This is a genomic window from Streptomyces sp. NPDC044061 (assembly GCF_056434305.1).
In genome coordinates this window covers 19,958-39,268 of sequence record NZ_JBWKFL010000060.1, presented here as the reverse complement: position 1 = coordinate 39,268, position 19,311 = coordinate 19,958, and the positions used below count along the sequence as shown (strand labels likewise).

Annotated in this window: 15 protein-coding genes; 10 read left to right on the top strand and 5 right to left on the bottom strand. The window is 68.8% G+C overall.

Annotated features, from left to right (window positions below):
* Nucleotides 1-225 precede the first annotated feature (225 nt).
* The 6 genes from AC07CM_RS44895 (at nt 226) to AC07CM_RS44870 (ending at nt 5,492) form a co-directional block, all read left to right on the top strand.
* A complete protein-coding gene (locus tag AC07CM_RS44895) occupies nt 226-669 on the top strand; it encodes a Pycsar system effector family protein (protein ID WP_478882343.1) in 444 nt (147 codons plus the stop codon).
* Between the two features lie 39 nt (nt 670-708).
* Nucleotides 709-1,368, top strand: a complete 660-nt coding sequence (locus tag AC07CM_RS44890) for a Crp/Fnr family transcriptional regulator (protein WP_478882342.1) — start codon at nt 709-711, stop codon at nt 1,366-1,368.
* 113 nt (nt 1,369-1,481) lie between these two features.
* Nucleotides 1,482-2,300 (top strand): hypothetical protein, encoded by an 819-nt coding sequence (locus tag AC07CM_RS44885; RefSeq protein ID WP_478882341.1) that lies wholly within the window; start codon nt 1,482-1,484, stop codon nt 2,298-2,300.
* Nucleotides 2,297-4,327, top strand: coding sequence for a hypothetical protein (locus tag AC07CM_RS44880; protein WP_478882340.1), 2,031 nt, complete (start codon nt 2,297-2,299; stop codon nt 4,325-4,327). Before AC07CM_RS44885 ends, AC07CM_RS44880 begins: the two co-directional genes overlap by 4 nt.
* The gene (locus AC07CM_RS44875) at nt 4,324-5,085 is read left to right on the top strand and encodes a hypothetical protein (protein WP_478882339.1); all 762 of its coding nucleotides are present in this window, start codon (nt 4,324-4,326) and stop codon (nt 5,083-5,085) included. The genes AC07CM_RS44880 and AC07CM_RS44875 overlap by 4 nt, the downstream gene beginning before the upstream one ends.
* A complete protein-coding gene (locus tag AC07CM_RS44870) occupies nt 5,082-5,492 on the top strand; it encodes a hypothetical protein (RefSeq protein ID WP_478882338.1) in 411 nt (136 codons plus the stop codon). The genes AC07CM_RS44875 and AC07CM_RS44870 overlap by 4 nt, the downstream gene beginning before the upstream one ends.
* A gap of 568 nt (nt 5,493-6,060) precedes the next feature.
* On the opposite strand, the gene AC07CM_RS44865 is transcribed toward AC07CM_RS44870, so the two are convergent.
* Nucleotides 6,061-9,708 carry an NACHT N-terminal helical domain 7-containing protein gene (locus AC07CM_RS44865; protein WP_478882337.1) on the bottom strand — a complete coding sequence of 1,216 codons (3,648 nt, stop codon included), beginning with the start codon at nt 9,706-9,708 and terminating at the stop codon, nt 6,061-6,063.
* A gap of 163 nt (nt 9,709-9,871) precedes the next feature.
* Here AC07CM_RS44865 and AC07CM_RS44860 point away from each other — a divergent pair, with 163 nt between their 5' ends.
* Nucleotides 9,872-10,090 (top strand): hypothetical protein, encoded by a 219-nt coding sequence (locus tag AC07CM_RS44860; protein ID WP_478882336.1) that lies wholly within the window; start codon nt 9,872-9,874, stop codon nt 10,088-10,090.
* Nucleotides 10,091-10,368: 278 nt separating this feature from the next.
* Here AC07CM_RS44860 and AC07CM_RS44855 read toward each other — a convergent pair whose 3' ends face one another.
* Both AC07CM_RS44855 and AC07CM_RS44850 read right to left on the bottom strand, forming a co-directional pair.
* Nucleotides 10,369-10,791, bottom strand: coding sequence for a hypothetical protein (locus AC07CM_RS44855; protein WP_478882335.1), 423 nt, complete (start codon nt 10,789-10,791; stop codon nt 10,369-10,371).
* A 95-nt stretch (nt 10,792-10,886) separates the two neighbouring features.
* On the bottom strand, nt 10,887-11,354 hold the full coding sequence (locus AC07CM_RS44850) for a hypothetical protein (protein WP_478882334.1): 468 nt from the start codon (nt 11,352-11,354) through the stop codon (nt 10,887-10,889).
* Between the two features lie 909 nt (nt 11,355-12,263).
* Here AC07CM_RS44850 and AC07CM_RS44845 point away from each other — a divergent pair.
* Nucleotides 12,264-12,803, top strand: coding sequence for a hypothetical protein (locus AC07CM_RS44845; protein ID WP_478882333.1), 540 nt, complete (start codon nt 12,264-12,266; stop codon nt 12,801-12,803).
* A gap of 237 nt (nt 12,804-13,040) precedes the next feature.
* A complete protein-coding gene (locus AC07CM_RS44840) occupies nt 13,041-17,621 on the top strand; it encodes a phosphorylase family protein (protein WP_478882332.1) in 4,581 nt (1,526 codons plus the stop codon).
* 130 nt (nt 17,622-17,751) lie between these two features.
* On the opposite strand, the gene AC07CM_RS44835 is transcribed toward AC07CM_RS44840, so the two are convergent.
* Nucleotides 17,752-17,916, bottom strand: coding sequence for a hypothetical protein (locus tag AC07CM_RS44835; protein ID WP_478882331.1), 165 nt, complete (start codon nt 17,914-17,916; stop codon nt 17,752-17,754).
* An 88-nt stretch (nt 17,917-18,004) separates the two neighbouring features.
* Between AC07CM_RS44835 and AC07CM_RS44830 the strand changes: the two genes are divergently transcribed.
* On the top strand, nt 18,005-18,355 hold the full coding sequence (locus tag AC07CM_RS44830) for a hypothetical protein (RefSeq protein WP_478882330.1): 351 nt from the start codon (nt 18,005-18,007) through the stop codon (nt 18,353-18,355).
* Between the two features lie 32 nt (nt 18,356-18,387).
* On the opposite strand, the gene AC07CM_RS44825 is transcribed toward AC07CM_RS44830, so the two are convergent.
* The gene (locus tag AC07CM_RS44825; protein WP_478882329.1) at nt 18,388-19,296 is read right to left on the bottom strand and encodes a formyltransferase family protein; all 909 of its coding nucleotides are present in this window, start codon (nt 19,294-19,296) and stop codon (nt 18,388-18,390) included.
* Nucleotides 19,297-19,311: the final 15 nt, after the last annotated feature.

The window sequence follows — 19,311 nt, the reverse complement described above, 5'->3', positions numbered from 1 at the left end:
ACATCACCCCCGCGGCCACACGACGGGAAAGGCGACCGCTCAGGCGATCATCGCGTACTCAGCCGATGCCGCGTCAGGAATTGCGCACCAGAGTCACGGTGTGGAGCAAAACCGAGTGATGCTGAACCGAAGCCTCGATGGAGGAACGACGTGGCTGACATGGGCGGGGGGTTCACTCCAGCTGACTGCACGGGTTGCCGGCGGCTTGGGGATGCGGCAGCGGAGATGTTCGTTGAGATGCAACGGGCGGACACGAAGGCGACGACGTTGTGCGGCGTGACTGGCGGTCTGCTGGCCGTGGACGCTGCGACGCTGTCGACTGTGCCGGGGTCCAGTTGGCTGTCGGTGGCTGCGCTGGCGTGTGCTGCGGCTCTTCTTGGTGCGGCACTCGTCGTTGCCCTGTCCGCGATCCGCCCCGTGCTGCCACGGCGCGGTGGATTCAGGGTGTTCGTAGGTCCTGTCCCGGAACAGAGCGGAGCCGAGGAACTCGTGTCGACATTCTCGGCGATGGGCTCTGGCCGTCCTGCGCGGGCGGAGGCGGAGCGGCTGGTGTTGTTCGCCGGCTTGGCTCAGCGGAAGTTCCGTGCGGTGAAGTGGGCAGTCGATTTAACGGCAACTGCCATAGGCATGGCCGGAATTGGATTGTTGAGCGGATACATCACTGCTTGAGAGCATCATGGCGTGACGGGTACCACACTCGGGGGGTGTATGTATCAGCCGCATGTCTCGGTCATCGGTGATGATCTTTGGTCGCAGTTGTGTCAGCTGGCTCCGGTCCGTGTGCGCCCGGCCAGGAGCGTGCTGTTACGGCAGGGGGATCCGGGCACCCACGTCATCCTGCTGGTCTCCGGATCAACCTTGATCACTCTCACCGGATCGCATGGCGAACGGACGCTGCTGGCGGTACGCGGCGCAGGCGAACTGCTGGGCGAGCTGGCGGTGTTAGACAACCAGCCACGCACCGCGTCGGTCATCGCCGCGGAGGACTGCCGGGTGCACATCATCCCCGCCCCTGACTTCCTGGCCTTCGTGGACCGCCACGATCTGCAGGCCGCGCTGCTGCGTCACGCCATCGCGCGGGTACGCGAAGCGGAGACCGTACGTCTCGAGATGGCCACTTCGGCCGTGCCCGTGCGCCTGGCCTCGGCACTCGCACGGCTGCTCCAGGCCGCGTCGGCGGGCGGCGGCGAATGCCTCGTGCGGCTGACGCAACTGGAGCTGTCACAGCTGATCGGCGCGTCCCGCAACGCCGTGGGAACGGCCTTGAAACCGTGGCGCGAGCAGGGATGGCTCGCCACGGAGGCCGCCGGCGGACTCATCATCCGCGACATCACATCGATCCAGTCACACGCTCACGCGCAGACGTGACCGACCGCACCGGCGCGGTGCCCAGCACTGGGCACCGCCGTCGCCCGGGCGCGTCCAGCATGAGGCAGCACACCCACTCGGATTTCCCCGACACGATAGAAAGGCTGCTGCCCATGCCCTCTCTCGTCCCGTCCGACGTCACCGATGTGCCGCCGGAGCATGCTCTGTTGACCGTCGACATGAAGGAGTACAGCAAGCTCCCCGAGGCGAAGATGGCGCCCGCGCGGGCCGATCTAGACAGCATGCTGACGACGGTGTTCGCTCAGTGCGGGATCGGCGACGCGACTCTGCTCGGCGCCGTCAAGGACCGCGGAGACGGTGCCATCTTCGTGCTGCCGGCCCGGCACGCGGCACGGTTGATCGACCCTCTCCTCGTCCACCTCGGTCAGGCACTCGAGCGGCGCGAGCAGACCCGGCTGGCCAGCGCGCCGACGATCCGGCTGCGGGCCAGCGTGCACGTCGGTCCCCTGGCGCCGCCGGAGCACAGGGGGGACGCGGCCAACGACGCCTGCCGACTAGTCGACAGCGACGCGGCCCGCCGGGCCATGACCGCCGCGGTGGACCACGGAGTGCTGCTGGCTGCCGTGGTGTCGGACACCGTCTTTGGCCGCACGGTCGCCGCGGGCCGCACGCCAGCTCTCAAGGGGCAGCACTTCCACCGGGCCACCGCCCGCGTCGAGGGCAAGCCGGGCTTTGAGCAGACCTGCTGGCTCTTCGTCCCCGGGCTGGTCCCCTCGGTACTCGTCCCCTACCTCACGCAGGACAGCGGCGCCGTACCCGACGGCCGCCCCAGCCAGGCCGCTCAGCACAGCACAAAGGCCACCACCGCGAACGAGAGCAGCGGCGCCGTACGCCAGAAGGGCAAGGCCAGCGGCAACGCCCGGCTGATCCAGGTCGGACGCGACTACATCCCCAGCCAGGAGCAGTCATGACCGACGCCGAGGGCACCGCAGCGGTGCAGCAGCAGATCGAAGCGTCCGGCCAGGCCCAGGTGACGCAGGTCGCCGGCGACTACGAAGAGCACCACCACCAGTACGTCCGGGGCTGGCAGTACCTGCGCAGCGCCAGTGTCGACGACGGCGAACTGGACCTCGCGGAACACGCGTTCGTCGATCCCCCCGGGCCGCAGGAATCCGGCCAAGTGGCGCAGGCCGTCAGTATGCTCAGCCGCCCCTACGGCAAGAGCCACGTCCTGGTGCTGAGCGGGGAGGCCGGCACGGGACGGCGCACCGCCGCGCTGCATGCGCTGCGCAAGGCGGGGGTACCCAGGAAGCAGATCAGCTGGCTGGTCCTGGACTGGGACCAGCCGCGCACCGAGCAGATCCCCCACGCAGAGGGGCGCGCCTGCATCCTGGATCTGACGGACTACCGCGATATGTCGGAGGACTTCTACACCGGGCTTGCCGACTACCAGAAGCAGGCCCAGGCCGCCGACGCCGTTCTGGTCATCCTGACCGATCCGAACGGCTGGAACCCCAAGGCCCTCGCGACCGTGCCGACCGTGCACCTCGCGCGCCCCTCGGCCGCAAAGGTCGCCGAGGCCCATCTGCGCCACCTCGCTGCTGGCCGGATGGACTGGCTGACGCACGATCCGCTCAACGACCTGCTCGCCCCCGAGGCGCCGGCATCCGACGGCGCCCGGCTGGCCCGGCTCATCGCCGAGGCCAAGGACGACGGCCAAACCGCAGTCGGAAAGCAGTTCACCGACTGGCAGAAGCATCTGGAAACCTGGTTCGAGCGGCACTCCGCGCCGGGAGACCTGCAGGAGCGCGCGCTGCTGATCGCGGCCGCCCTGCTGGATGGAGCTCCGGCCGCCGTCGTACTGGGGGCCGCGGACCAGCTGTTCACGCAAGTCGGTGGTGAGCTGCCGCGTGGCGGTGCGCTATCCGGCCGTGACCTGGACAAGCGGCTGAAGGCCATCGACGCCTCGTACACGGATGACGAGGGCATCTCCCTGGAGGAGAAGCAACGTGGGCTGTCCGGGGCTGCGCTGAAGTATGTGTGGCGGCAGCGGCCTCAGCTGCGGCCCGTGCTGCTGGAGTGGGCCTCCCAGATCAGCGCACCCAACAAGATCGCCGTTCGTCATCTGCAGCGCATCGCCGACTGTCTGGTGCCGCTGTCGTTGCTGCCCGGCGGCTCGACCGTGCTGTCCGTGGCCAGGCGGTGGATCGAGACCGACCGTGTGGCGCACCGTCAGCTTGCCATCCACATCCTGGAGACCATGGCGCTCCATCCGGTCGCCGGCGTCGCCGTACGTAAGCAGCTGTACGACTGGGCCCAGCAGAAGACAACCAGCGAACAGCTGATCGCCGCGGTCGCTGCGGTCTGCGCGGGCGAGCTGGGCCAGCGGTACCCCCGGGTCGCCCTAACCCGGCTGCGGCTGCTGGCCTCCCGCGATGACGCCCAGGCCCGGGACGCCGTCGCCGACGTGGTGCGCACCCTGGTGAGCACTCCCGAGCAACGCGTCCTGGTGCTGTCGGAGATCGTGGAATGGGCCGAATCCAGCGACAGCACCATTCGTAAGGCCGGATCGGGCACGTTCCTGGCCCTGACCGACATCACCAGCGACATCCTCCTGCCGCTGTCCGCGAACCAGGAGAGCACCGGCGAGGCCGTCGACACTCCTGATGTGCTGGCCGGTCAGCTGTTCGTCCGCGGCTGGCGCGCGGCCCTGCAGGAGCCCACGGCAGCACAGACGGCGTACCAACATCTGGCGGCCTGGCTGGACTCGCCCAAGCTCCAGGACGACCAGGTCCTGCCCCTGGCGGCGCAGGTACTGCGCGGCTATCTGGGCCAGGAAGGCCCCTCCGGCCTGCTGGTGGGCTCGCCCGACAGCTCCGACCTGGGACGGGCCCGGCGCGCACAGCTGTTCGCCCAGCTGATCTCCGAGGTGGCCTCCCCTGCCAGCCCCACTGCCATGGCGCGATCCGGCGGTGACGGCGCCGCCGTGGCGGCGTGAGTCTGCTGCGCCGGCGCAGCAGACCGGCCCAACTCGCAGCAGATGCGGCAGGCGCGGGCACAGCTCATCCGCTCGTGCTGAGCGACGCGCGGATGGCCAGCCACATCAGCAGTGTGTGCTTCACCGTCCGCATCACCGGGAGCTGGCAGTGGACGCATCCCGGTGACACGGGCGGGGGCGACCTGGCGGTGCCAGCTCGTGAGCACCTGCGCCGGCAGGCCGCGGGAATCCTGTGCCGGCACTCCGTCCTGGATCTCGCAGCGGCCCACGACGCCACCAACTCCCTGCTGCAACGCGGTTACCCCATGCCCGGGCTGGAGGTCAGCGGCACGGCCGAACTGAGCGTCACGGCCGCGGACCGCGCCTTGGCCGAGGAACATGCCCGCCGGCAGCAGGCAGCAGACCTCGAACACGGTGAGGAGCTACACCGCCTGGCCCAGCTGCAGCGGGTGCTCGCCGACCCGGACCTACGCCGCGTGTGGTGGATGGCCCAGTTCCCCGACCGCTTCAACGACCTCGACAGCCTGGCCCAGGCGCTGAAGGGCCTGCCTGCTCCGCAGGAAATGCAGGACGACGACCTGCGCGGTGACATCCGGCGTTTCACCGACGACCTCGTCACCACCCTGCACACCCCGCAGCAGCGCGAGGTCTTCGTCCAGGCCCTCGTCCAAACCCTCACGGCCCTCGGCCACCGGCGCCTGGCCACCGCAGCCGTCCTTCGGCACCGCCCTCACGATCCCGGGAGCACACCAGCATGAAACTCCACACCGCACGCTGGCTCCTGGCGCCTGTGCGCCAGCTGCGCACCCGCCGTCTCATGGCCCGGCACGGGCCGACGCTGGCGTACGACACCGCCTGGGCCCTGATCACCCTGCATAGCGCACCAGACGAAACCACCCTCGTGCGCGCCTGGGCCCGCGAGAACCCCGGCGCTGCCCCCGGCATCCACTACGACCACTGGCACACACTGAGCCAAGCCGAACAGCAACGCCGCCTCAGGTGGCTGCGCAGACACGGACGCTCCCCCATCCAGCTCCTCCAACTCGACGCCGGCCTCATCCACAGAACAGGCCTCCACGTCCTGGATTGGGGCCGTCCGCCGATCCCTGCCGACCAGCACCATGCGGCGCAAAGCCACTGGTCACAAACCCGCGAGCAGCCCTAGCTCGTGACCTTCACATCAGTGGAAGAAGATCGCGGGCCTTCTCATTCGAGTCTTCTTGGACGGGCCTCTCGCTGGCGGATGGTGTCGAGCACGCCCACTCCGTGCACGAGGGTTCACTGCAGGTCGATGCACGCTCGCTGCGACTGAAGTCGTCTCTGCGAGGGAGAGCGCGCGAATGGCTACGGGGAGTGGCTGTGGCCTGTGACACCGATGACCGTCTCGCCGTCTATCTGGTGGTCGAGACGGGCAACGATAGTGATCAGCGCTTCGCTGACGAGGTCTCCAGATGGATGGCCTGCAAGGCTGCCGAAGGCGACAGCGGGCCTGCCCGGGATAACGCGGACGGCCGAAGCCCCATTCGGAGCGCGGTACCTGCTGGCCATGCATGGGCCGCGTCGACTCGGTGTCCATGTGCGCGCATTGCTTACACACGGTGTCCTCGCAGAGCCAGCAAGTCTCAGGACCCTGTCGCTCGCCACGTGACGGCGGGTCGCCGCATCGTTAAACGCTGCGCCTCCGAGCCGGGCCCCAAGGTCGATGCCGTCCGGTACTGCCGGGGCGGACCGGGTTACGTGCGGTGCCAGCGGCTGCGGATCCGGTCGAGGTCTGCGAGCAGGCTCTCGTTGTGGACGATGGAGCGGAGCCAGCTGATATCTGTCGGGCGGAGTCTGAGGAGTCCGTCAGGAGGGAGTGCGCTCAGCAGCGGCTCTGCGTGTTCGGCCAGCCAGTCCACGGCGTCGAGGTCCTGTGCGAGGCGGAGGAGGTCGATGACCGTGTGCGCGGGCCTGTTCACCGGCGAGACCTGCTGGAGGAGTTCGAGAGCGGTGGTGAGCACGGTGGCGCCAGTCGGGCGTTCGACAGCGCTCCAGGTGGCTGTTGTGCCGGCCTCGATGAGCAGGCACTGAAGCCGCTGCAGGGATCCGGCACCGTCTAGGGCCGGGGCTTGGGGGCCGAAGCGGGCCGTGATGGCTTCAAGCTGGGCGTGCGGCGCGTCTGGGTGTCCGATAAGGGCTTGGGCACATTGGGCGAGGATCAGCCAGGTAGTTACTCCCAGACCGCGTGAGGCGGTGGCGCGCAGGGACGTGAGCTGGTCCAGGACGTCGGCGACAGCGCCGAGGGGCTGGTATGTGACGGCATGGAAGAGAAAGCGGGCGAGGATGTCCGCGGCCGCCGTGCGCTCCCGTGCGGGCAAGGCGTTGAGAAGGTCGAGAAGCTCTGCCGCGGCGGTGAACGGGGTAGGGGCGAGCGGGTCGAGCAGGGCGAGGAGAGTGTGCGCGGCGGAGCGCGTGTGTTGATCGTCGGTGACGTGGTAGGTCTCCAGTGTGGTAGGAAGGTGCTGTGCCAGAGGTGCCACGGCGTGCAGGACGTGCAGCGAGCTGATGTCGTGCGTGAAGGCGGCGGCCCTGTACAGGTCGAGGAGGTTGCTCGGCTCGGGATGCCGGTAGGGGCCGGCGTGGAGGGCTTGAGAATCTGGTTTCGCGGGCCAGGCAAGGCCGTCTGCGCAGTTGGGGGGGAGCAGCCGTACACGCACGTCGGGGTCGCGGGTGTGCGGGTCCGTGCACAGCTCTGTGGTGAGCGTGTCGGTCAGGGTGATCCAAGAGGTCTCGCTGAGCTGGGATCGCCACAGCATGCTCTGGCGTCGCCAGGAGTCGATCGGGTTACGCGTGTCGAAGAGGCGTGAGACGCAGACGGAGTCCTTTGCCAGCACGGTCAGCAGGAGCAGGTTCACGCTGTAGACGGCCTCGCGTTCACTGCGGCGGCCGGGGAGGGGCTCGTAGGCCGGCTGGTCGGGTCGGGTGACATCGCCGGTGGCTGCTTTGAACAATTCGATCAGGAGGGCGGTGAGGTGGTGGCGCTGCTGCTGACTGAGGCTGCTGATCAGACCAGTGAGGTTCCGTGCGACTTCGGCCCGCTCGACAAGCGGTACGTGAGACAGCAGAGCGTGCAGCCGGTCGTCATCGGCGACGGCAGCGGGATGAGGTGTGTCGGCGGGCAGGAGGTGCTTCAGTTCATCGATGATGAGGCGTGCGGTGAGGTACTCGCCGAAGGTGGCGTGCAGGAACTCGTAGGAGTGTCTGTGCTGGCCAGTAACGACGGCTTGGGCCTCGTGGATGAAGAAGAAGCTGCCGAAGAGCAGCGGTGATGGGACCGCGTCGGTGTCGAGGAGTGCGCTCTGGTCGGCGTGGGCTTCGGAGGCGGTGATGCCCTGGCGTCGCCGGTTGAACATGCCGACGGCGATCACGGCGAGGCGCTGCAGTTCGTGTTCTACTGCAGCAGCTTCGGCTGGATGGGGGAGGGCGCCGTTGTGCTTGGCGACCTGACGGCGAGTGAACTCGGTCAACAGTCGTTCGTAAAGGTCGAGTCGGCCGATGTCCTCGCCTTTCAGCTGGTGCAAGGCGTTTGACGACGCGTCGTAGAGGGCGAACATCAGCAGGAGCAGGGGCTGGCTGATGAGGTCGCTGTGCGGCTGCAGTACGTCGCGGGTCAAGGGTTGCAGGCCGCGTGCAGTGAAGTAGCGGCGGTTGGTGGTATTCCAGACCTGTACCCAGTGCCCGATGCGGTCGTCGTCGAAGGGCTCCAGGCGGATGACGGTGCTCAGGCGAGGAGTAGGGGCCTGGTCGGCAACGACGGTACGGCTGGTGACGACTGCGATCGTAGGGCGGCCGAGTTCGGCTTCGCGTAGTTGGAAGTCGGCCAGGTCGTGGAGGTAGTTGGAGTAGCGGGCGTGGTCGGCAGAGGCCGCTTGCAGGAGTTCGTCGAAGCCGTCCAGGACAACGACCCGGACCGTGCCAGGGGCGGCGGCCTCGGGCCAGGGGATGGATCTGCCGGTGGAGCGCCTGAGGGATACTTCGAGCTGTCCTTGGACATCCAGGTCCGCGGGTATGTGGCGTAGCTCGATGCGCTGGCAGAAGAACTCTGCCTCAGGTAGTCGTGCGGCAAGGAGCTTGGTCAGCAGTGACTTCCCTGAGCCGGGGTGGCCGAGGATGACCAAGGGGGCACTGGTGGCGTGGGCGGTGAGGAGGTGAGCTGCGAGGAATTCGCCGAGGTCTTCGCGCTTGGGCTGCGTGAGCCACCAGTCGTCGCTGGACAGGTGCCGGCCGCTGGAATGCTGGTGCGCCTGGCGGAAGGCCGGGTCGACGTACCCGTTCTCCAGGGTGGGCATGGCCGGGCCAGCGTCCTCGGCGTCAGCGACGGGTGCGCGTAGCAGTCGCTTGTAGCGGTGTGCGGGGGCGGGGTCGGCGGCGAACTGGCCCAGCCAGCGCGACAGTGGCCGCAGCGCATAGCTGGGCCCGGGCGGGGGCCCCTGCTCGGCGACCTCGGGCGGGTCTTCGGTGTTGGAGGTCAGGCGCAATTCAGAGCAGTCCCAGGTCGCCGAAGCCATATGGGCTTCGTAGCGCTGCCAGGCGTGGCGGGCCAGGTCTTCGGGGTACTGATCTTGCGGGCTGCCTTCGCCGTGCACGATGCCGGCGGCGTAGGTGTACGCGGCGGTGATCTCGTGGCGCAGTTCGCGGGCTTCCCTGACCCGGTCCGTGCCGAGGACTACCTGCTCGAGTTCGGCGACGATCTGGGTGGTGATGTCTCCCTGCTGGTAGCCGAGCTCGGGCCCATAGTGGATGCCGGAGTCGGCCACGGCCTCGCAGAACGCCGTGATCAGGATGGCCCGGTCGGCTGCGGCCAGCAGTGCGGTGCGCGGGGTCCCATGGCGGGAGCGGACCCGGTCACCGAATTTCTCCAGTACCGCAGGGAGCCCGTTGGAGGCGGCGCCGCTCAGGGTGAGGGGCTCCAGCAGTTCCGCCGCGAGTCCCTCGAAGTCCTCTCGACCGGCCGCAAGTACGCCGATGGCGCTGGCGAAGTCGACCGGGACCTCGTCCGGCTCCGGTGGCGGGGACGGTAACGGGGGGCGAGGGCGCTGCTTCCTCTGAGGTTCTTCAGCGCTGATCTCCATCTCGTGGTGGCGAAGCCGCCACCACGACAGGTCGAGGCTGACTCCCGCAGGGGGGCTAGCACGGCGGCTTCCGCAAAACTCCACGATGCGCGCCACGTCGTCCCAGGCCGGCGGAGTAGCACGCTGCCCGTTGAGGAGAGCCGAGACGGCGCCGTTGCTACGGTGAAGCGCTCTGGCCACGTCGCTCTGGGCGATGCCGCATTCGCGCACCAGACGCCGCAGCTGTCTGCAAAAACTCACCACCGCCTGGGGCGGCTCCCCCGCTGCCATGCCTCACCCGTCCTTCACCCCATTTCACCGCAACGACTCCCAGCGTATGGTCTGACCTGCAGCAACCACTCCCCGATTAGGGCTATTCAGCGTTGGGCCGGCGGGGCCGCGTGCACCACCACTGTCGGAGGTGAACAAGCCGCCGCCTACGTAAGGAGTGTCGATGCTCTGGATGCCCGGCAGCCTTCCTGCCCTGATACTCGCCGTCTTTGTCTCCGTTTTCGTCGGCGTAGTGCTGCCAGCCATCTGGTCGGCGCAGCCCGCACGCCGTCGCGCGGCCGCGGCCGTTCTTGCCCAGATCCTGGCCGCGATGCCGGGCGCCCGTCGGGCGCCCGGCGCTGACGAGACAAGCGTGAACGAGGACCCAGATGCCACACCATGATCGTCATGGGGCGGAGTGGGTCGGCCCTGGGAGACCGAACGCATCGTCGTGGCGGCCGGCGTGTCGGATCCCCAGCTGACCCAGATCGACAGGGTCAACCCGCATCAATCGCGTACGCGTGCCGAACTCGGCGGCGATATGCGCTCGTTCGCCCTGCAAACCGAGCCGGACGAGTCCACCAGCCTGGCTGCGCTGGACGCCGGTGCAGAGGAGGTCGCACGCACCCTCTCAAGAGTGCTGATCAAACAGCACCCCTTCAGCCACCTGAGGCGGTGTCGTCATGACAACGGCTCACAGTCGCCCGGCGTGGGGCGCTGCACTCTACCGGCGGAAGCCACGTCTGGGATCCTTGAACGCTGTGGCTGCCGAACGGCACCAACCAGGCGGTCGCCCTGAGATCGCCCACGCCCGTGGACTGGGTTCGCTGGCTCCTCGGGATCTTCGATGCCGCCGAGTTTCGGGTCGAAAAGCATCAGGACATCGTGGTCCTGGAACAGCAGATCGGAACAGCCGTCCCAGCTGTAGTCGTCGCCGTGTTCGGGCAGCGTGTGGTGGGCGTCCGTGTGAGGGCGGCGGTCTTCCAGGTGGGTCGGGGCGCCCTCGGTGGTCAGGTGCAGGGCCATCTCCTCCGCGGTGCAGGTGGGTTCGGGCCACTTGCACCGGGCCATGTCTGCGGCCAGGTCGTCGAAGGCGCGCGCCATGCGCCGCCGCCATCGGTGGTCGGCCGTCCAGGTGAGCGGGGGTAGCCGGAGCCGGTGTCCGGCAGGAACTGGCCCCCCAGGCGGTGCGCGTCGTCTTAGGCCTGGTCCGCGAGGAGAAGCAGGGCTGTGTGGAGCAGGTCTGCGGTGCGAGGGGTAAGCTGCCAGCCGCACTCCTCGCAGTCGGGGTCCTCGCCCTTGCAGGGGCAGTCCCGGACAGCGAAGAGGGCGGCGAAGTTCGGCGTCTGCTCATCGGCTGCGGGCCTTTTGCTCTGCTGGCGCAGGCGCCAGCAGCACACGAACCGGCTGACGACGGGTGCCACGCTCCAGTCGGCCAGTTCGTCGCCGTCTTCGGCCCGCAGGAGTTCTGCGCAGCTCTGGTCTTCCAGGGTCTGGCTCCCGGTGACGTCGCTGTCCTCGGTGTGGGTGATCACGGCGTCGGCCAGGTCGCGCCGGTCGTCGTCGAGTTCGGACGCCTGCAGCGGCTCCCAGCCGCGCCGGGCAGCGGCGTGAAGGAGCGCGTCTTCGTCGGTGATGTGGAACTTTCGCAGGTGGGTGATCCGCACGAGTTCCCCGGCAGCTCCTTGAGCCGGGGGTGGCCCGCCACTGCGGCCGGTGCCGGGGCGGCCGGCCCGTCGTCGCACGGCTCCGGGTCCGGGTCCGTCGCCATGAGTAGGACGCCTGGTTCTGTGGGCCAGGTCCCGCTCGCGGCTCGCGCGACGGCCTGGCGCAAGGAACCGGCATCTGGGCCGTGCGGGCAGCCAGTTCGTCGTCGACGGCCGCGGCGTCCCGCAGCGCCAGGACCCGGCGCAGGATGCCGGTCGCCTCGAAGGCGTGCTCGGGGTTTTTGCAGGTCAAAGCGGCGGTCAGGGACCTGGGCCCGTGGTCGTGTGCAGCAGGGCCAGCACGCGGCTCTTGCTGGAGGTGTGTCACACGGGAAGTCGATGGCCCGGGCCACGGACAGCGATGGCGTCCTGGCGGGACTCTAAAAAGGGAAGAGCGCGGGGCGCACCGGACGGGCAGCGCACGCGCACAGACAGGTACCCGCTGGTGGACACGGTGCGACCGCGTCCCCTGACGGTGAAAGAGGCAAGCCGGGCCGCAAGTTGGTGTCCTCGCTACGAACGAAGACCCGGACTGGGCTGGCACAGACACAACCCGAGACGCCCCACACCGCACCCCGGACATCGGCGAAAGCGGCAGGGCCTGCCGGGCACCACCGCCGCCCGCCGCAGGTCAACTCCGGGCTGTCGCAAGCGAAAGAGCAGCACACGGCGGGCAGAAGGTGTGGACGTGTCCCGGGAAGCAGCACCTCACTGTGACCAGGCGCCGCCAAGAAGCGTCGGCATACCTCGAGCGATCAGCGGGCCGGGTGGTGACTGCACGCTGGACGGCGCTCACCGAGCGGCTGCTAGCGCCCTGTGTCCCAGTACAGAATGGCTGGTCAAAATCATCATCCAGCGGCGAGGGAGAGCATGGCACCGACCGGCGACATCACGATCGGCAAGTTGTTGATGGCTGAGTACGACAGAGTGAAGGAAGAACAGAAGACACGGATAGGTTTCCGGGACAACCTACTCTACGTGACCCTGGCTGCGATGGTGACGGTGCTCTTCGGTGCAGCGCAGGCTCATCGTGCCGAGTTGCTTCTCGCTCTGCCCGTCGCCACGTGCGTCCTGGGATGGACCTATCTGACCAACGATCAGAAGATCAGCGCGATCGGCCGCTATGTCCGAACCGACCTCGGGCCCCGTCTGGGCGAACTGGCCGGGGAGCCCGGGAGTCCCTTCGGATGGGAGGCGGCACACCGCAGCGACAACCGCCGCAAGCAGCGCAAGATCATCCAGTGCGTGGTCGATCTGATCCCCTTCGGGGCGATCCCGCTGGTAGCCCTGGTCGCCTTCTGGCTCTACGACGCTGGTGGGTTTTGGCCGGTGACCGCGTCCCTGGTGGAGTTGGCGGCAGTTGCGGCTCTTGCCGCGCAGATCGTGGTGTACGCCGAGAGCGCACCGTAGAAGATTCTCCGGCCGCCTGCAGCGCCGGCGTCGCAACTCACCATGTTTCCTGTGCGCGAGGCCCTGGCGGTGATCTCACGCAGCACCCCTGGCGAAGGTCGGCCTCCGCCCTTCTGCTGAGTGAACGAGGCTCCAGGAGCGGGGCGTTCGCCTGCCCCGGTCACGGCCGAGCGGCCGCACACCATCCCACGTAACAGGCGTGTCCAGGATTGCTGGACACGCTGCTAGTGTGTGGGGGTGACGTCGAACGCTGCCCAACTGCGCACCCTGCTGGGCGAGACGGCCTTCCTTGCCCTGGAGTCGCTCGCCGCCTCCAGTACTCCGGTGAGCGGGCGCGCCCTGGCGCGCGCGCTGCGGGTGGCGCCCACGACGGCGACGTCCGCCCTCCAGCTGCTCAAGAAGGCCGGCTTCGTGGTGTCGAGCACGCAGGGCCGCTCAACGTTGTGGCGGATCGACCCGGGCAACCCGATGATGCGCAACTGGCTGCATGAGCCGGCCTCCCCGGCAGGAGAGGCAGGCGATCACCCGTTGCGGCCCCGTCTGACGGCGGTGATTTTCACCGCCCTGCAGCTGGAGTACGAGGCGGTGGTCTCCCACCTGCCCAATCGGGAGCCCGACCGTGTGGGGACGACGCGTTTCGAGGTGGGGGACTATGCCGGCGAGCATGCCGACTGGATGGTGTACGTAGCGGAGTTGGGTGCGGGCAATACCCGCACGGCCATCGCCTCTGCCATTGTGATCGCGGCCCTTAACCCCCACCTGGTGCTGTTTGTGGGGGTCGCCGCCTCCGCCAAGCCCGACGACCTGGTGCTCGGCGATGTCGTCGTCGCCGACCGGGTCTACGACCTGCACAGCGGCAAGGACGTCCGGGACGAGACCCAGGGCTCGGTCCACCGGACGCGGCCGCTGTCCTTCCTCGCTGCCAACGGCGTCGTGCAGCTCGCCATGGACGTGCGGCGCAACGACTGGACGGCCGAGCTGAGTGCCGGTCAGGCCCTCAACGCCCGCGGCGAGGCACCCCGCGTAGAGATCAAACCGATCGCCGCGGGCTCGGTCGTGCATGCCGACGTCCGCTCAGCGCTGATGGACAAGGTGCGCACCTCTTTCGATGACGTGGCGGCCGTGGACATGGAGTCGCTCGGGCTGTACGAGACCGCCTACAGGGAAGGCCTTCCCGCGCTCGCTGTCCGCGGCATCTCCGACTGCGTCGAGGACAAGACGCCCGCCGCCGACCGCGCATGGCAGCCGCGAGCAGCCCACCACGCTGCGGCCTTCGCGTTCGCTCTGCTGCGCCGGGCTGAGCCAGAGGATCTTCCGAGGCCGGGCGGTGCGGCCATGGCAGCCGGCAGGGCGCCGTCGTCCACCGGTCTGTCGCCTGTCCAGTTGCTGCTGCGCGTCGCTCCGCTGGTGGCACTCGCCTACGAGTGGGCCGAGCCGCTGGCCGGGGCTCGTGCTACGGCGGTCCTGAAGGACTTGGTGGCGTTGGGCAGTCAGCCCGCCACGTGGCTCGGCCGCTTCAGACACCGGCCGCCTCAGACCTTCCGCGATGAGGACAGCGGCGCCTTGTGGGTGCTGGTGGCCGAGTTCGCCTGCGCGCATGAGCATCCGGCTGCATCCTGGTTCTTCGAGCAGGCCGCACAGCGCTGGCAGGGAGACCCGCTGTCGGCGTATCTGCTGTGCAGGGGTGCTGTCGCAGCCGCGCGAGACGGCGATACGGAACGAAGCCAACTGCTGCTGGCGCGCGCTGAAACGGCCGAGCCCGCCGGCCGCCCGCTGTGGGAGCTCTACCGCGTCGGCCTCGGCAGCGACAACACCGCCGTCGCCCCGGCCCTCTTGGCGGTGGCGGAAACGCTCGGCCTGCCCCTGCCGAGGCAGGTTCTGGCCGGCCTCGGTGCCACGTCGGCACCTACTCGGCCGGATGACGCGTTCGGCGCGTTCGTCGAGGAGTTCGCCGACCTCCACCCGGCCTTCCTCGAATCGACCCGGCTGACCCTCACGTTGACCGCGGCCATGCTCCTGCGTGAGAGCCCGGACCAGATGGACGCCGCTCACGTCCTACTGGAGGACATCGCGGCCGGCTTCCCGGCCTTCCGCCACCATCCCGCGAACGTGTCCGCGGTCGCGGCATTGACCGGGCCGAGAGCCGCCACTGTGGAGACGGAACTGGCGAAGACTCTGTTCGCGAAGGCGGCCGGTTCCCTCAGCCGCATCGCAGGCTTCAACCGGGACGCCGCACTGACCCGCGCAGAGGACCTCGCGCTCAGCGCGCGCGGCCGCCGCCAGGACTGGGGCGGCCCCACTTTTGAGGCACTGGTGCTCGCCGCACAGGCACGGGCCCTCAAGGGCGACACCCCCAGCGCCCTGGCGATGCTCCTGCCACCGCCTGCGGGAACCGCTGAGGCAGCGGAGGCGGCGTCCGCTGCCGTGGTGGAAGCAGCAGCGGGACTGGCCGCGCACGTCGGTAACACCGACGTGGCGCTCGAACTGGCTGCGAAGATCGAGGACCCCATCGATCGACGGCATGCGACCGCGCTGGCGCTCACCACACGGCAGGAAACTCATCCCGAGGCCGCCGCCGAATTCCGTGCCGCGCTCGACGAGATCGCCTCCAGCGGCCGGGAGGAGCAAAAGCTTCGGGTCCTGCTCGGCCTGTCGCTTGTCGCGCCCCTGGACGAAGACGAACTGTCCCAGCTTCAAGCGCTCGATCCGGAGAGCGCCGATATGGTCTGCGCCCAGGAGCACCTTTCGGTCGGCAACGTCACCCAGGCGCAGATCCTCGCCCGCCGCTATCCCGACTCCGATGCGGCGCTGCACATCCGTGTCCAGGCGCTCATGCACCAGGGCAAAGCCGCCGACGCCGTCAAGGCGCTGGAGCGCTTCGCACTGCGCCACGGTCACGACGAACGCCACCTGCTCGCAGCGGCGCTCCTGGCAATGACCAACGCAGCCCTGGATGACGCGGAGCGTCTGGCGTCCTCCCTCGCCGCCAGTACCGATGCCGCCCGCCGGCGAACCGCCCGGGAGGTCCTCCTCGAGGCAGCGTCGCGCCGAGAGGACTGGAATGCCGTCCTGAACCAGGCGCAGCGGCTCATCGCGGACCACGAGATCGCCGAAGGCGACCCGAACCGGGACGCCAGCCTGGTCAAGTACCAGTGGGCCCAGGTGTACGCCCTGCATCAGCTTCGCCGGATGCACGACGCCTACGATGTCATTCGTGCCGAGCCGCCCCTGGAAGCGACGGACCGCAACCAAGCACGGCTCATCGCCTCGGTGCTGCGTACGATCGCGCCGTCGGTGAGCGAGGAAGGTGAGACGGGTAAGGCCGGCGCACCACCGATCACGCAGGCGGAGATCCTGAACGCGGCCGCCCAGGCGGCGCAGGCCTTCCCGGACGACGAGGAACTGGTCGCCACCGCCGTCATGACCGCCTTCTTGATGCCGTCGGGGGAGGACACTGACTACCGCCTGCTGACCCAGGCCCGCCGACTGCACCAGCAGTTCTTCGAGCACTTCCCGCACAGCAAACTGATCGAGCAGGTTCCGGTCGACGATGCCCTCACCGGCCTGCAGGAGTTCCTCCGGGCTCGCGTGGCCCCGGTGTCGGACGCGGTACAGCAGATGCAACGGGCGGCCGCTGCCGGGCAGATCCCGATCGGCGCCTGCGCCGGCGCGCTCGGCCGCAGTCACGCGGACATGCTGATCCGCAACACCATCGGCTGCTACGTGATCCGCGACCCGGATGAGGACATCTGCGCCCAGGAAATCGCCGCGGCCCGGCGCGCACTGGACACGTTGGTGGTCGTGGACACCTCGGCCTTGTTCTTCTCCCCCCTCGCGCTGACGCCCACGACGCAGCTGACGGCCCACTTCGAGCAGCTCCTCGTCGCCGCCCCGCAACGCGATGACATCCTGCAGGCCCGTTCCGCTCTAAGCATGCAGAGCTCCGGCTGGCTCGGGTGGGATCCGCGAACGGAGCGGCCCACGTTCACCGAGTACTCCCAGGAGGTCACCCAGTCCTGGAACGATCAGGCTCACGCCCTGGCGGCTGCTGTCGACGCATGTGACGTTCTGGCCGACGTGCCCAGCGACGACGGTGCCGAGAATCTGCGGGCATGGAGCGCGCCGATCCGTCTCGCGCGCGAGCTCGGGGTCAGCCTGCTCGCCGATGACGCTGCGTTCCGTGCCTTCGCCCGAAGCCAGGGAGTATCCGCGTTCGGCAGTCTCCACCTGCTGGAAGCCCTCGTCCAGGACGAGGCGCTTCCCGCCGACGCCCTGGAGCAGTCCTACCGCCGGCTCATGGCACTGCCTGTGGCGGAGCTGCCGGTGCGCGACCGGCTGCTCACGATCGCCCGGAGCGAGCAGTGGAATCCCGGCGGCTACGCGGCCTTCCTCTTCACCCGCCCCTCGACATGGCAGCCCCTGGCAGACGGATGGCGCACCTACACCATGTTGATCAGAGCACTGCCCGAGAAGGATTTCCAAACAGCCGCCGGGTGGTGTCTCGCCGCGCTCCGGGGCCTGTGCCTGGTCACCACCGCACCGACCGTGCCCGCCGTCGCCGGCACGCTCGTGGCCTGGACCCTGTTCGCCCTGGCCGACGGATCCGCTCTTCCCCTGCTCCTCGACGACGCAGAGCAGACCGTCCGGCTCGTCGCTCCGGAGGCAGACCTGCTGCAGGAGGTCGTGCAGCGTCTGGTGACGACGGTGCGCCGCATCACCACGGCCGAGGAAGTTGGTCCCATCGTTCTGCGGCTGCTGGCTGGTCTGGACGGCGAGACACACGTGAAGGCCCTCAAGATTTTCTTCACCATGCCGTAAGGGGCCGGTAGCCGGCCGGCGCGGGCAGGGCCGCTGGCCACCCGGGGACGAACGGCCCGGGGGCGGGTGTCCCCAGTTCGGCCGGGCCGGACCCCGCCCGGTCAACGCGACGCCTTCGGCGCGTTGTCACTCACCCGGGACTGCCGCGCAGGAAGGCGAGCACCATGCAGCAAAGGGTGAGGCTGCCGGCGAAGGCGATGCCGCCCTGGATGAGTGCCGCCGGGATGACGGCGCCGTTCCAGCGGGCCAGGGCGACGGTGACGACGCCGACGAGGGCGGAGATCAGGATGGCCATACCGAGGACCAGCAGGAGGCGCCCGGCCCCGGAGGCCGGGCGCCTCTTCCAGTCTTAAGGCGAACCAACCGACGTGTAGCTGAGCGTGATGCTTTGGGTGCTGTCGTACGGCGGCTGGCCGCCGGTTGGTTCGGACTCGCTGTTTCATAGGTGGCAGCTCGTGTTGACCGTCGGCAGCGGTACGTCTGCGGAAGAGGTCAAGCTCAGTCGTGTGGCCCGTTGCAACCAGGACCTCGCCGACAGCTGTGATCGGGTGGTCGTCGGGCATCCGGACCGGCACGCAGCACTCGACAAGATCGAGCTGAGCCAGCGAGGGCCCATGCTGCGCTTCGACATCGCCCCCGGCTTTCAGGGAAACCCGGACGGCACCACAGAGCCCAGAACCCGTGCTCCGACGGCGCCATGGCACGGAACGCACGAACCCTGCCGGTGCTGCTGAAGGCCGATGACACCGGCAGGGAGGGCGGAGGGTCACCCGCGGTGTGCGGCGCTCGGTTCGTCCGACGGGGCGGTATCGGGCCGGTGGCCGTCACCGTCGGTCGCGCCGGTGCCGCGGACGGCGGCCAGGAAGTCCCGCAGGGTGACGAGTCTGAGCCCGTTGCGGCGCGCCTGCGCGATGTGCTGACGCTCGGGATACGAGTAGTACGAGCCGCCCTCCGGCTGCGGCGCCGCCCCATCGACGAAGCCGTCGAAGTCGGCGAGGATCTCGTCCAGCATTCCGACGCCGGCGCGGTTCACCCACGAGTCGTTGAACAACACGCTGCGGCCCGCAGGCGGCACCGCGACGCGTTGCGCGAGGACCGGGCCGGCGTCGATCTCCCGGTTCTCGATCAGGTGGGCCGAGATGCCGAAGGGCGTGCCCGGCTCCAGGGCGCTGAACAGGGTGGGAAACAGGCCGCGGCAGTGCGGCAGGAAGGCGGCGTGCACGTTGATCACCGCCCGCTTCGGCGCGGCGATCACCCGTTCCCGAAGGATCTGGTCGAACCAGTAGATGACGATGAAGTCGAGGTCGGCCTCCTCCAACTTCGCGACGACAGATGGTGAGTTGACGTTGCCAGTCCGTACGTACTCGATGCCGTGCGTCCGGCACAGTTCCTCCACCGAGCGACGGGTGCGTCGGCCGCCCCGCAGTGGGGCGAGCAGTCGGTCCGCGTGAACGACGGCCGGATAGAGCATGAAGGAGTAGGTGAGGTACGTCATGAAGCCGAGTCCGGAGCGGCGGACGTTTTGGTAGGTCTGCTTGAGTAGTCCGCCGCGGCTGGTGGCGTACAGGTCGCTGGTGACCACGACGGCGATGTCGTCGTGGTGCCGCTCGATGATGGTCTCGAGCGCGTCGCCGAGCTGGGCGCACTCGGTGCTGAACAGGGCGATGCGGGGCATTGCGGGATCACCTCC